This window comes from Caballeronia sp. AZ1_KS37 (genome assembly GCF_023631165.1).
Lineage (GTDB): Bacteria > Pseudomonadota > Gammaproteobacteria > Burkholderiales > Burkholderiaceae > Caballeronia > Caballeronia zhejiangensis.
Window position 1 is genome coordinate 159,646 of sequence record NZ_JALQDP010000004.1, and the last position, 13,043, is coordinate 172,688.

Sequence of the window (13,043 nt, forward strand, 5' to 3'; positions counted from 1 at the left end):
CGCTCAGGCGCTTGCGGTTTTTCCGCTGCCCGCGGCGAGTTCACGCTCGCGCCTGAGTTCTTCTTCGCGGGCGCGGCCGGCGGCCTCGAACGCGTCGATGTGCAGAAACAGCCGATGCACGGTCTGGATCTGCGTATGAGAGAGATGTGACCGACGTGTGATCGATGCGAGCCGCTCGCGCCAGTACGAAGGCGGCAGCAGCGGGCCGCCGAGATCGCACGACAATGAACGACGCAGCACCAGTTCGAGGTGCGTCAGGTCTTGGTCTGCCAGCAACGCCGAAAACGCGCCCTGCGGCTTTGTATCGGGAAATGGGTCCATTACTCCGATGGCGGCGCGATCAGGCGGAACTTGATAGGTGCAAACCCTGGTTTTCGCCGATTTTTCGGATACGCGGCGAACGAAAGCGTTTGCTATACTCTGCGCTCGCTTCGCCGACGCTGTCGGCCCTGCGCGGTCCGCTCCCCGTAGTTCAATGGATAGAACGAGTGCCTCCTAAGCGCTAGATGCAGGTTCGATTCCTGCCGGGGGGACCACGATTCCCGCACGCCGTTTTTCCCCCTTCTTTTTCTTCGCCGTATCCGGTCCGCATTGGACCGCGCGCGCTTTCCCGTCGATAATGCGTCCACTCCGGTCACGCCATCACGGCTCGCGCGCTCATGACGGAAATTCAATCCGCGGTGCTCGTCTTCGTTCTCCTTCTGGCCAGCACGGGCATCGGCGCGATCGTGCGGCCGCTTCTGCCCGAGGAACACAAGGCGCAGGAGACGGTGCAACTGGTCCAGTTGCTCGTCGGCATGCTGGTCACGTTCGCGGCGCTCGTGCTCGGCCTTCTGACCGCATCGGCGAAAACGGTTTTCGACACGACCAACAACGACATGCGCAGCTACGCGTCCTCGATCATCGAACTCGATCGCACGATGCGCGACTACGGCGCCGAACTCGGTCACGCGCGGCAACTCCTGCGCAAATACACGGCGGCGGCGGTGGCGAGCACGTGGCCGAGCGAGCCGCGGCCGCCCGGCGAATATCCGGCGGTCGAGGCACCGAACAAGAACGACAGTCTCGCGAGCAGCACGCTCGGCGCCATGCTGAGCGAGGCGCAGCGCGAAGTGCGCTTGCTGGTTCCGCGCGATGACTATCATCGCCAGCTCGCGGTCGAAGCCGCCGCGCGCTTCGAGCAGCTGATCGCGCTGCGCTGGAAGCTGATCGAGGAGGCGCACGGATCGATTTCGTATCCGTTCGACCGGATTCTCGTCGGCTGGCTGCTCATCATCTTTCTGTGCTTCGGGCTGATCGCGCCGCGCAACGCGCTCTCGCTCGTGACGATCATGCTCGGCGCGCTGTCGATCGCGTCGGCGGTGCTCGTGATCCTCGATCTCGATACGCCGTTCACCGGGCCGATCATGGTCGGCAGCCAGCCGATGCGCGACGCGCTCTCCTACGAATCCCGCTGATGCTCTACGACGATCCGCGCCTCGTCGCGCTCTACGACGTCCTCAATCCGTTCGCCGCCGACACGGCGTTTTATCTCGCGCTGGCGCAATCGGCGCGGCACGTCGTCGATCTGGGTTGCGGCACGGGGTTGCTGGCTTGCGAGCTGGCCAAGCGCGGCCATCGCGTGACGGGCATCGATCCGTCGCCGCAGATGCTGCGCGTCGCGCGCTCGCGTCCCGACGGCGACGAGGTGACGTGGATCGAAGGCGACGCGAGCGCGCTGCCGTTCGTCGGCGCGGCCGATCTGCTCGTGATGACGGGCCACGTCGCGCAAGTCTTTCTCGACGATGACGCGTTTCTCGCGACGCTCAAAGCCGCGCGCCGGGCGATCCGGCCGGGCGGCGCGATCGCGTTCGAGAGCCGCCATCCGGCGGCGCGCGCGTGGGACAACTGGACGCGCGAGCGTTCGTCGAGATGCGTGAGCGCGCCCGATGGACGCGCGGTGGAAGTGTGGCAGGAGCGGCACGCCGAGCCCGATCCGCTTTCGACGGGACGCGTCGCGTTCACGACGCATTACCGCTTCATGCCGACGCCCGACGCGCCGGAGCAAACGCTGAGCGCCGTGAGCGAGCTGCGCTTTCGCACGCGTGACGAACTTGCGCGCTTGCTGACCGATGCGGGCTTCGCAAAAATCGACTGGTTCGGAGACTGGAACCGCGCGCCGGTTGATGAAGTGAGCCGCGAGTTGATCGCGGTGGCGCGCTGACTGGATCAAGTTCAATCGCCTGACTTAACGCGTTGGCATTCTGTCCAGCGGATCGATGTTCTTCGCATTGTTTGAACCTCGGCGCGCGGTGTCATGCGCGAACCCTATGCCTTTCGCCGGGATCGATAAGTTGACGCGCCGAAAACCTCGGACGTTTGCAATCTAATTCGCGATATTATCCTGATAATAGGCTTTATACAAATAGCAGTTGCGCATCTAAACCTGTACATCGGAAAACAATTTATCACAGAATAAACGCCGAAATTTCCTAAATCATCGTTGTATTCAGCGCATCATGATCGACCTGTGAGCATCGGCGATTACACTTATAGTGTTCAGGCCTTAGCGGAAGATGCGAAGGTTAATTCCGAAGGTCTGCTGAAGGGCAAGCGTCTGTTGATTTTCGGCAATTATCGCGCATGGCTCGGATCGTCAATTTGAGACCCAGTTAGACATCCGGCTGGTTCGGGCCTTAAGGCGCATAAAAGCAAATGGTTCGCACTTTATGAATTCAACCCGTCCCATCTCGGCATCGGATTTCTCGATGTCGCGAAACCTCTACAAGTCAGCGGTCAAGGAATCGTCATGATCGGGATTGTGATGCGTACGAAGGACCGGCCAGTCCTTCTGCGTAGAGCGCTGAAAAGCGTCATGCGGCAATCGTGGAAAAAATGGCACGTCGTCATTGCTAATACCGGTGATCCGCGAGTCGTTCAACGCGTGTTGGAAAGCTTGGGAGCCACCGACGGTCTAGCTATCGAGATAGTGCATCTGGACAAGGAGCTCAGCGCGGAAGATGCAACGAACGCGGCGCTGGAGCGTCTGAGCGGCGCAGAGCATATCGCATTTCACGACGATGACGATAGCTGGGCCCCGGATTTTCTGGGAATCTGCGTTAGGCAATTAGAAACATTATCGGAAATATATCCGGCAACGGTGGCCGTGATAGCTTTGGGAAAACGCGTCGATGAGGAAATCGACGGTAACGTGGTGCGTGTCAAAAGCACGGAGCTGATGCGGCCGCATATGAGCGCGGGATTTATTTCGCTTAATGCGATGGTGGTCGAAAATCAGTTCAAGAACATTCAGCTACTCGTAAAGAAAAGTGCGGTTGCCAAAATTCGCTTCAATTCGCTATTCGGCGGAATGTCAGACTGGGATTTTCACCTTCGTCTGCTCATGGCAGGAGATATCTATGTTATTCCGCAGGTGCTAGTGTTTTCTCACGTCCGAAGCTCGGTACGCGGCCCCTATGCAAACCGTTCGGCCGCCGCTCGTGCATTTGCCGGGACCGTCGCAGAAGCAACGATTTTGGGAAATGCCTGGCTTAGAGCCGACATTTCATCGGGAACAGTCGGCCTTGGGTTTCTGAACAGCATTCGACCGGTTCTTGAGCACTTGTCGTGGTACGCGACGCAAAGCAGCAACTCGTCCCGAGCGATGCTCGAACGATTACACGGCGACATAGGGGCCTTGGGGGCGGAGCTGTCGAACGTGTCCGGCAGAGTCTCACGTCGTCCAGTGCGAAACGTGTTCAAGCTCGGCTATTTGTGGCTGCGCTCTGGCCGCGCACTTCATTACTTGCTTCAGTTCTTGCGGACGGCGAATTCGGTCGGCTTGCGGCAAGCCGTGGACCGAACAAAAACCTGGTTACTCCTGCAGCGATAGATATGTGGCGCATAAACAAGAATTGCAGTTTTGAGGACGCAAAACGTCTGATCGACGAAGCAGGAATCGTGTCGTTCGACGTGTTCGATACGCTCATTCATCGTCTGGTTGCAAGACCTGCTGACGTTTTCGACTTGGTGGCGGCTCAATTGCGGCACGATGAGTACACTGAATTGGATTACGGGATGGTCGACTCGTTTCCGGCGAATCGACTTCTCGCGGAAATTCAGACGCGCGAGAAGTACTACAGGCTCCGCAACTCCTACGAAGTGACTTACGACGAGATCTATGAAGAGTTGGCATCGCAACTGGGAGCGGATCGCCTGGTTGACCGGTGCAAGGTGGTAGAACTCCAGGTGGAGCGGGCAATCGTCTGTTGCAACCCAGTCATGCGGGAGCTAGTGCCATACGCGCAAGCCATTGGCAAGCCCGTGGTGCTTTGCTCCGACATGTATCTCCCGTCGACGGTCATTCTCGAACTCATTCAGGCATGCGGATACGGAAAGATAGAACTGGTGGTGTCCTGCGAGGAGGGAGCCAGCAAGCACGAAGGCTCTCTTTTCGCGATCGCTGCAAAAAGGGCAGGCGGCACGACGCGGGGCATGCTGCACTTCGGTGACAACCTCCACGCGGATGTAGAAATGGCGAAGCGCGCTGGCGTGAAGGGCGTGCATTTCGATTATCTCGCCCGCATCGAGTCCGATTTCTTACGGAATCCGATAGTGTCGTCAGTGGACATGCCGCACACCGCCAGTCTCATCGCCGGCGGGACGCGGGCAGTACTTATGCAGAGAAAGCGCGAGGTGGCGGAGCCATGGTTCGACATCGGCGCACAGGTGTTTGGACCGTTGTTCCTCGGCTACTTCATCTGGATGATGCATCAGTTGAAGCTGGACAACGTTGACAAGGTTCTGTTCTTCGCGCGTGACAGTTACCTGTTCCATAAGCTGTATGAGCAGTACGCGGAGCAAATGGGTGTCAAAATTCCGAGCGAGTACGTTTACATTTCGCGCGCCGCCACGCTCCTGCCGAGCTTCGTCGATTTTCCGCCCGATCGTGTGTGGCATCTTTTCGGTGGAAAAACGGAGAGAACGGTCAAGCAGCATTTCAAACGTCTGGGGCTCGACGTTTCGCGTAATCGTGCCGCGATAAAGGCGGTCGGCTTCGCAAGCGAAGACGAGCGAGTAGTAGGCGGCGACATGCGAATGCACCGGCTGATCAGTATTCTTCTTTCGCAACTCATGGACGTCGCAGCCGAGCAGCGTGCGCTGGTATCTGCGTACTTGTCGAAGACAGTTATCGGATGCAAGAGAATCGCCGTGTCTGACATTGGCTGGGGAGGAAACATGCAAGGGGGCCTCTCACGTATCCTCCAGACGTCTCGAAGCGACTTCCGTACGTTTGGCTATTATTTCGGGACTTTCGAATCGGTGAGAATCAATCAGCTACCGAGTGACGCCTACTTCGGTTTCATGGTTCAGAACAGCGATCCCCGTCACGAAACGGAGCTTTTGCAAGCGGGGGGCGTCGAAATTCTGGAGTTTGCGACGGTAGCACCGCACGGCACGACATTGGGATACCGTCGTGAAGGAGAGGAGATCGTTCCCATACTCGAGGAGAACAACGAAGACATCGCCGTGCAAAAGCTTGCGGCGGAGGTTCAAGCTGGCGCGCTCGAATATGTGCATACGGTCTTGCCGACGATCCTGGCTTTCGGCTACGAGAAATTCATCTCGCCGGCATGGGCGCAGCCGTTCAGCCGACTGGTCGAGCGTCCGAGCAAGAGCGAGGCGGCGTTATTCGGCGCGCTCACGCACTCGGATTCTGCAGGCGACACCAGCGCACGAACGAGCCTCGCCGAACGGCTTGACGTCAAAAATGGCCGGCCGAGCAACGAGGAAATCGCGCTCAGCAGAGCTCGCTCTTTCTGGAAGGCTGGTTTTGATGTATTGAATGCGCTAACTTAAAACAAGTAGCTGGATTGCTGAGAGGAAGAAGCGCCGCAAATGGCTCGCGCACGACGCGAGGACGCACTGCACGCTTCGTTTCAAGTCCCATCGAAAATCACGAAGCATCAGACCGGCAAATCGTATGACGCATTTCGTCCTGCTCGTTCCACTCGTCGCTCCGGTGGAAGGAACTGCTCATTACTATTGGGTAATCCTGAAATGGCTTCACGCGTTCAGAGCAAAGCAGTCGACCATTCTTTTACCGCGGTACTACTTGAATATCGAATCCGACCTTTCTCGTTGGGAACTGTCGGACTGGTCAAAGCAGTTTCACGAGTATAACGTGGGGAATTTGGATTCTGAAAGGGTCCGGCTGGTTTGCTATGAAGACGGTTTGACGGACTGGTCACTTGACAAAGCGCCGCTTGACCGGTTCATCTCTTACGTGACACGAGACTCTTCGGAATTGCATCGATATTTCGCAGACGCCTTTTCGCGCTTGAAAGCGCTGCATCAAGAAGTTGTCGCGGTCACATGGCTCAATTGTCCGTCAATGCGACGCGCGGCCCAAGAGTCCGGCTGCGCGCTTGTTTTCAATGAGATCGGACCACTGCGGAAACCGTATTACGCACAATGCGCCTACTGGGACACGAGCGGAGTCAACGGAGATACTGAAGTCGGCATCCGGTGGCAGCGCGAGAAAGCCGCATTTCGCGATTGGGTCGGCGATCGAGGTGACGCCGCGATTTCCGAGACTCTCGAATCGGTACTGATCTCGGATGAAGCGCGCGAGATGTATCGTTCTTCGGAAGACTCGCATACGATCGGCGTCGCGCTGCAGGTGGAAACGGACTCTAACGCGCTCGCCTTCAGCAAAGGATGGAACAATCTCTCGCTGCTCGAATTCGCGTCGAGATCAACCTCCGAACACACTCCGCTTGTCCGATATCATCCGAACGGAAAGGCGCTTTATCCCGGCAAGGTCGACCTGGGAAGCTCGCCATTGAAATTCCTTGGCGCGATTCAGGAATTATGGACCATCAATTCGAGCCTCGGGATCGAGGCGGTACTGTGGCGCAAAAAGGTTCGATTCTTCGGTAGCACCCCTATTCAGACTTTTTTCGACGAGTCCGGCGAATCGTCACGGTTATTTCGGATATGGTTCTTCCTGAATTATTTGATACCGTATTCGCTGTTGTTTTCGTCTGAATACTACTTATGGCGGTTATCGAACCCTTCAGTTGCGGACATCGCAGAAAAACACTTCGTTTCGTTTCAGAATCAACGGCGCGGTGAACGGCTCGTGGACAAAAAGCCAGTTCCGGAAACTAGCGGCCGAACGCTGGAGGTTGATGCTCCAAATAAACTCCTTGATGAGCTCTTCAATCTGAGACGTCAGTGCGCTGAGCAAAATACCCGTATCTCACAACTGCAAACGTTCATTCTCGACCGTGATCGCTGGATAAGCGATAGGGACGGCTGGATAAAAGAGCGTGATCAGTGGATCGAGGAGCGAGACGCCAGAATTCGGGTGCTGGAAACCTGCGGCATCGAGCACAACGCAAGTTCGGAAAGACCGGATGGCCGAAGCGCTGCCGAGGAACTCGCGCTGAATGACCGCAACGTTGCGCTTGATCGGCTGTCGGCAGAAGCCGAAGCGTTACGGCTGGAGTTGGCGGAGTCGAAGGAAGCGCGGGAAATTGAAAAGCAAGAACACGAGCGTTTAAGGGAGGAATTTGCAAACATCGACGCGCAGAAAGCAACGGAAGTCGCGTTGCGCGAGAAAGCAGAAGGCGATGCGGTGATGTTGAGTAGCAGGCTGGCGGCGCTAGAATTGCGCCATGACCGACTGCTTCATGCCGCGCGCATCGTAGCGTCATATCTGCAAAGTAGATTGGTCACAACCAGATGGCGCACCCGCCACCTTGTCGCGATGCTAAAACTTTGCGATTGACAGGGCCTGCGCCGCGCCGCCAATTAGGCGCGGCGCCAGCATCAAAACTCGACGACGACGAAATCGGCCTTGCCCACGTCGCACAGCGGGCAGCGCCAGTCGGCGGGGATGTCGTCGAAACGGGTTCCGGCAGCGATGCCATCGTCCGGCAGACCTTCTTCCTCGTTGTAGATCCAGCCGCAAATCAGGCAGACCCAGCTTTTGAATTCGATGACTTCGCTCACGACAGACTCTTGATTCGAAAGAAATAAACGGACCGCGTGCGTTCGAAGACGATGCGCGGCGCAGCGAGCCGGCATCTTACCGTAATCGGCGCGATCGTTCCCCGATCGCCGTAGGCAGGATGGTCCCGATTCCGGCGTGCCGAAAGCCCGGTGTATGCTTTTCGAGGCTCCGGCGCCGACTCGCGCCATCGACCGGTTTCACAACGTGGAGAAAACGATGAAGAAAAAGCTCTTGGGCGCGATGCTGACGGGCGCGGTCCTGCTCACCCAGTACGCCGGCGCGGCGCATGCGCAGGCGCGCGTCTATTTCGTCGAACCGAAGGATGGCGCGACCGTCACGAGCCCCGTGCACGTCAGATTCGGCGTCGACGGCATGTCGGTCGCTCCGGCGGGCACGATGACCGATGGAACCGGCCATCACCACCTGCTGATCGATAGCAAGCCGCTGCCCAAAGGCACCGTGATCCCGGCGAACGACACGTCGCTGCACTTCGGCAAGGGCCAGACCGAAGCCGACGTGAAGCTGCCGCCCGGCGATCACACGCTGACAATGCAGTTCGGCGACGGCGCGCACCGCTCGTACGGCCCCGAAATGAGCCAGACGATCAAGGTGCACGTGCAGTAAGTTGTTTCGGCACGACGCGAGGAAAGGCGGCCACGGAGCCATCCGGGCGGCCTTTCGCGCTTGCTGGCGCTGCGCGCCTCGTCCGTTCGGCCAATGGCGGATGGAGCGTGCGTGATCGCGCGCCGCGCCCGGTACAATGGCCGCTTCCATCGGTTGCTCGCGTGTTCGGCGCCGATTCTTCGCCATTCATCCGGTTTTCCCATGTCGCTTTATTCCATCTCGGACGCGCAGCTCGCGTTCGGCCACGTCGCATTGCTCGATCACGCCGACTTCTCGCTCGAAGCGGGCGAGCGTGTCGGGCTGATCGGCCGCAACGGCGCGGGCAAGTCGTCGCTTCTCAAGATCGTCGCGGGGCTCGCCGCGCCCGACGACGGGCTCGTCACGCGTCAGAGCGAGCTCACGACCGTCTACGTGCCGCAGGAACCCGAGTTCGATCTCGACGCATCCGTGTTCGATGTCGTCGCGTCCGGCCTCACCGAAGCGCGCGCGTTGCTCGACGAGTACGACGCCGTCGCGCACGCGCTCGCCGATACGCCCGAAGGCGCGAAGCACGACGAGCTGCTCGCGCGCATGAACGCGCTGCAGTCGGCGCTCGATACCCGCGACGCGTGGAACTGGCGCACGCGCGTCGCGACGACACTCGCGCAGATCGGTCTCGATGGCGATGCCCGCGCAGGCGATCTGTCCGGCGGCATGAAAAAGCGCGTGGCGCTGGCGCGCGCGCTCGTCGTTCAGCCCGACGTGCTGCTGCTCGACGAGCCGACCAACCACCTCGACTTCGACGGCATCCGCTGGCTGGAGGAACTGCTCGTCACGTTGCGCACGGGCCTGCTCTTCATCACGCACGATCGCGCGTTTCTGGATCGCGTGGCGACGCGCATCGTCGAACTGGATCGCGGTCGGTTGCTGTCGTATCCCGGCAATTTCAGCGCGTATCAGACGAGGAAGGCGCAACAGCTCGAAGTCGAGCAGATCGAACAGGCGAAGTTCGACAAGCTGCTCGCGCAGGAAGAAGTGTGGATCCGCAAAGGCGTCGAGGCGCGGCGCACGCGCAGCGTCGGACGCATCGCACGGCTCGTCGAAATGCGCAACGAACGCGCCGAGCGCCGCAACGTGCAGGGCAATGTCAGGCTCGATGTCGGGCAGGGCGAGAAGTCCGGCAAGATCGTCGCCGAACTGACCGATGTGACCAAGCGCTACGGCGAACGCACGATCGTCGACCGGTTCACGGCAACTGTCATGCGCGGCGACAAGATCGGTCTCGTCGGCCCGAACGGCGCGGGCAAGACCACGCTGCTCAAGCTCATCCTCGGCGAACTGCAGCCCGACGAAGGCCGCGTGCGGACCGGCACCAACATTCAGGTCGCGTATTTCGATCAGATGCGCGCACAGCTCGATCTCGACAAATCGCTTGCCGACACCATCAGTCCCGGCAGCGAATGGGTCGAAGTGAACGGCGTGAAGAAGCATGTCATGAGCTATCTCGGCGACTTCCTGTTCGCGCCCGAACGCGCGCGCTCGCCGGTGCAGTCGCTCTCCGGCGGCGAGCGCAATCGCCTGCTGCTCGCGCGCCTTTTCGCGCGGCCGGCGAACGTGCTGGTGCTCGACGAGCCGACCAACGATCTCGACATCCCGACGCTCGAACTGCTCGAAGAACTGCTGGCGGATTACGACGGCACCGTGTTGCTCGTGAGCCACGACCGCGCGTTCCTCGACAACGTCGTGACGTCGGTGTTCGCCGCGGAAGGCGGCGGCAAGTGGCGCGAATATGTCGGCGGTTTCTCCGACTGGCAGGTTCAGCGCGAACGTTCGGAGCGCATTGCCGAAGAAGCGGCGCGTCAGACCGCGAAGGACACGCCGAAAGACGATGCGCCGAAAGACAGCGCCGCCGGCCGCAATGCGCAGCGCACGGTGAAGCTGTCATTCAAGGAACAGCGCGAACTCGAAGCGCTGCCGGGGCGCATCGCCGAACTCGAAGACGAGCAGAAGGTTATCGGCGCGCAACTCGAAGACGGCTCGATCTTCGCGAAGGACGCGAAGGAAGGTGCGCGTCTTTCCGAGCGACACGCGGCGATCGAAGAGGAGTTGCTCGTCGCCCTCGAGCGCTGGGAAGAGCTCGAAGCGAAGCGCAAATAGCGGCTCGCGCCCGCTGTGCGTGTGCTGAACGCATGTACGCGAACGAAGCGCGTTTTATCGCGCCGAGGTGGGCGCGGCGGGCGAAAACCGCTATTCTCCTAGCGCGGCTCGGATCGGCGGGCGTTTTTTTGCCTCGCTTTCAACGCATCCGGCCAGGCACAACATCAAGCATTTGCCGGCAGATCGGGCGTCATGTCGTGACATTCCGTCAGGCGTTCGAGAGCCGGATCAACGTTCAACTATGTCCACGAAAAAATCCAGCGCAATGGCGACAGGCACTGAACGAGGCAAGCGCCAGGTCATGAACGCCAAGGCAGCCGGCTACAGCGAAGCATCGATCAAGGTGCTCAAGGGCCTGGAGCCGGTCAAGCAGCGGCCCGGCATGTACACGCGGACCGAGAATCCGCTGCACATCATTCAGGAGGTGATCGACAACGCCTCCGACGAAGCGCTCGGCGGCTTCGGCAAGCAAATCACCGTCACCGTGCATCAGGACAACTCCGTGACCGTCGAGGACGACGGCCGCGGCATTCCTTTCGGCCTGCATCCGGAAGAAGGCGTGCCGGTCGTCGAGATCGTCTATACGCGGCTGCATGCGGGCGGCAAGTTCGATAAGGCCGCGGGCGGCGCCTATACGTTCTCGGGCGGTCTGCACGGCGTCGGCGTCTCGGTGACGAACGCGCTCGCAACCCGTCTCGAAGTCACCGTCTGGCGCGACAACAAGGTCGCGCAGCTTGCGTTTTCCAATGGCGACGTCATCGAAGAACTGACGACGCGCCCAGCCGAACGCGGCGCGAAGAAGAGCGGCACGCGCGTGCGTGCATGGCCGAATCCGAAGTATTTCGACTCGCCGAATCTGCCGCTCGGCGAATTGCAGCGCCTCCTGCGTTCGAAAGCCGTGCTGTTGCCGGGTGTCGAAGTGGTGCTCGTCATCGAGAAAACGGGCGAGCGTCAGACGTGGAAATACGAAGACGGTCTGCGCGGTTATCTGCTCGAAGGCATGGGCGGCAGCGAACTGCTGATTCCGTTGTTCGAAGGCGAACGCTACGCGGAAAGCTCGAAGAACACCGAGGAAACCTTCGCGGAAGGCGAGGGCGCGTCGTGGGTCGTCGCGTGGACCGAGGAAGGGCCGCTGCTGCGCGAATCGTATGTCAACCTCATTCCGACGCCCGCGGGCGGCACGCATGAATCCGGTCTGCGCGACGGTCTCTTTCAGGCGGTGAAGAACTTCGTCGAGATTCACAATCTCCAGCCGAAGGGCGTCAAGCTGCTCGCGGAAGACGTGTTCGCGCGCGTGTCGTTCGTGCTGTCGGCGAAGGTGCTCGATCCGCAGTTCCAGGGGCAGATCAAGGAACGCCTCAATAGCCGCGATGCCGTGAAGCTCGTGTCGTCGTTCTCGCGGCCGGCGCTGGAGTTGTGGCTGAATCAGCACGTCGAATACGGCAAGAAGCTCGCGGAGCTCGTGATTCGCCAGGCGCAGGCGCGCACGCGCGCGGGCCAGAAGATCGAGAAGAAGAAGAGTTCGGGCGTCGCCGTGTTGCCGGGCAAGCTCACCGATTGCGAATCGACGGATATCTCCCGCAACGAACTCTTTCTCGTCGAGGGCGATTCGGCGGGCGGCTCCGCGAAAATGGGCCGCGACAAGGAGTTCCAGGCGATTCTCCCGTTGCGCGGCAAGGTGCTGAATACGTGGGAAACGGAACGCGACCGGCTCTTCGCGAACAACGAAGTGCATGACATCGCGGTGGCGATCGGCGTCGATCCGCACGGTCCCGACGATCAGATCGATCTGTCGAATCTGCGCTACGGCAAGATCTGCATTCTCTCCGATGCGGACGTCGACGGCGCGCACATTCAGGTTCTGCTGCTCACGCTCTTCTTCAAGCATTTCCCGCAACTGATCGAGCGCGGCCATGTGTGCGTCGCGCGTCCGCCGTTGTTCCGAGTCGATGCGCCCGCGCGCGGCAAGAAGCCCGCGCAGAAGCTCTACGCGCTCGACGAAGGCGAACTCGAAGCGATCCTCGACAAGCTGCGCAAGGACGGCGTGCGCGAAACGGCGTGGACCATCAGCCGCTTCAAGGGCCTCGGCGAAATGAGCGCCGAACAGCTCTGGGACACGACGATGAACCCGGACACGCGCCGTCTTCTGCCGGTCGCGCTCGGCGATCTCGGCTTCGATCTCACCGTTTCGCGCATGACGATGCTGATGGGCAAGGGTGAAGCGGCCTCGCGCCGAAGCTGGCTCGAAGAAAAGGGTAACGAAGTCGAAGCGGACATCTGACGC

At 60.0% G+C, this 13,043-nt stretch carries 10 protein-coding genes and 1 tRNA gene; 9 read left to right on the top strand and 2 right to left on the bottom strand.

Translation table 11 applies throughout. The annotated features are described in order from the left end of the window. Positions 1–3: 3 nt before the first annotated feature. A complete protein-coding gene (locus NCS00_RS04570) occupies positions 4–321 on the bottom strand; it encodes a hypothetical protein (protein WP_008350750.1) in 318 nt (105 codons plus the stop codon). 140 nt (positions 322–461) lie between these two features. Between NCS00_RS04570 and NCS00_RS04575 the strand changes: the two genes are divergently transcribed. The 6 genes from NCS00_RS04575 to NCS00_RS04600 all read left to right on the top strand — a co-directional run bounded on the left by NCS00_RS04575 (position 462) and on the right by NCS00_RS04600 (position 7,774). Further along, positions 462–536, top strand: a tRNA-Arg gene (locus NCS00_RS04575). 123 nt (positions 537–659) lie between these two features. After that, entirely contained in the window at positions 660–1,457 is a 798-nt protein-coding gene (locus NCS00_RS04580) for a bestrophin-like domain (protein WP_008350748.1), read from the top strand. Continuing rightward, the gene (locus NCS00_RS04585) at positions 1,457–2,203 is read left to right on the top strand and encodes a class I SAM-dependent methyltransferase (RefSeq protein ID WP_008350746.1); all 747 of its coding nucleotides are present in this window, start codon (positions 1,457–1,459) and stop codon (positions 2,201–2,203) included. Before NCS00_RS04580 ends, NCS00_RS04585 begins: the two co-directional genes overlap by 1 nt. A 585-nt stretch (positions 2,204–2,788) precedes the next feature. Beyond that, complete coding sequence (locus tag NCS00_RS04590; RefSeq protein WP_244807829.1) at positions 2,789–3,871, top strand: glycosyltransferase family 2 protein; 1,083 nt, start codon at positions 2,789–2,791, stop codon at positions 3,869–3,871. Between the two features lie 2 nt (positions 3,872–3,873). Further along, positions 3,874–5,838, top strand: coding sequence for an HAD family hydrolase (locus tag NCS00_RS04595; RefSeq protein ID WP_250439407.1), 1,965 nt, complete (start codon positions 3,874–3,876; stop codon positions 5,836–5,838). A 124-nt stretch (positions 5,839–5,962) separates the two neighbouring features. Then, positions 5,963–7,774: a GT99 family glycosyltransferase N-terminal domain-containing protein gene (locus tag NCS00_RS04600; RefSeq protein WP_250439409.1), complete on the top strand. Its 1,812-nt coding sequence runs from the start codon at positions 5,963–5,965 to the stop codon at positions 7,772–7,774. A gap of 41 nt (positions 7,775–7,815) precedes the next feature. Here NCS00_RS04600 and NCS00_RS04605 read toward each other — a convergent pair whose 3' ends face one another. Next, complete coding sequence (locus NCS00_RS04605; RefSeq protein WP_008350739.1) at positions 7,816–7,998, bottom strand: rubredoxin; 183 nt, start codon at positions 7,996–7,998, stop codon at positions 7,816–7,818. 217 nt (positions 7,999–8,215) lie between these two features. On the opposite strand from NCS00_RS04605, the gene NCS00_RS04610 reads away from it, so the two are divergent. The 3 genes from NCS00_RS04610 (at position 8,216) to NCS00_RS04620 (ending at position 13,040) form a co-directional block, all read left to right on the top strand. After that, positions 8,216–8,623, top strand: coding sequence for a DUF4399 domain-containing protein (locus NCS00_RS04610; protein WP_033536673.1), 408 nt, complete (start codon positions 8,216–8,218; stop codon positions 8,621–8,623). A 201-nt stretch (positions 8,624–8,824) separates the two neighbouring features. Beyond that, the gene (locus NCS00_RS04615) at positions 8,825–10,759 is read left to right on the top strand and encodes an ATP-binding cassette domain-containing protein (protein WP_250439411.1); all 1,935 of its coding nucleotides are present in this window, start codon (positions 8,825–8,827) and stop codon (positions 10,757–10,759) included. Positions 10,760–11,060: 301 nt separating this feature from the next. Beyond that, positions 11,061–13,040, top strand: coding sequence for a DNA topoisomerase IV subunit B (locus NCS00_RS04620; RefSeq protein ID WP_008350734.1), 1,980 nt, complete (start codon positions 11,061–11,063; stop codon positions 13,038–13,040). Positions 13,041–13,043 lie beyond the last annotated feature (3 nt).

Excerpts from the sequence above, each read along its gene's own strand:
- NCS00_RS04570 (WP_008350750.1), bottom strand. The coding sequence starts at position 321 with ATGGACCCATTTCCCGATACAAAGCCGCAGGGCGCGTTTTCGGCGTTG.
- NCS00_RS04580 (WP_008350748.1), top strand. The coding sequence starts at position 660 with ATGACGGAAATTCAATCCGCGGTGCTCGTCTTCGTTCTCCTTCTGGCC.
- NCS00_RS04585 (WP_008350746.1), top strand. The coding sequence starts at position 1,457 with ATGCTCTACGACGATCCGCGCCTCGTCGCGCTCTACGACGTCCTCAAT.
- NCS00_RS04590 (WP_244807829.1), top strand. The coding sequence starts at position 2,789 with ATGATCGGGATTGTGATGCGTACGAAGGACCGGCCAGTCCTTCTGCGT.
- NCS00_RS04595 (WP_250439407.1), top strand. The coding sequence starts at position 3,874 with ATGTGGCGCATAAACAAGAATTGCAGTTTTGAGGACGCAAAACGTCTG.
- NCS00_RS04600 (WP_250439409.1), top strand. The coding sequence starts at position 5,963 with ATGACGCATTTCGTCCTGCTCGTTCCACTCGTCGCTCCGGTGGAAGGA.
- NCS00_RS04610 (WP_033536673.1), top strand. The coding sequence starts at position 8,216 with ATGAAGAAAAAGCTCTTGGGCGCGATGCTGACGGGCGCGGTCCTGCTC.
- NCS00_RS04615 (WP_250439411.1), top strand. The coding sequence starts at position 8,825 with ATGTCGCTTTATTCCATCTCGGACGCGCAGCTCGCGTTCGGCCACGTC.
- NCS00_RS04620 (WP_008350734.1), top strand. The coding sequence starts at position 11,061 with ATGAACGCCAAGGCAGCCGGCTACAGCGAAGCATCGATCAAGGTGCTC.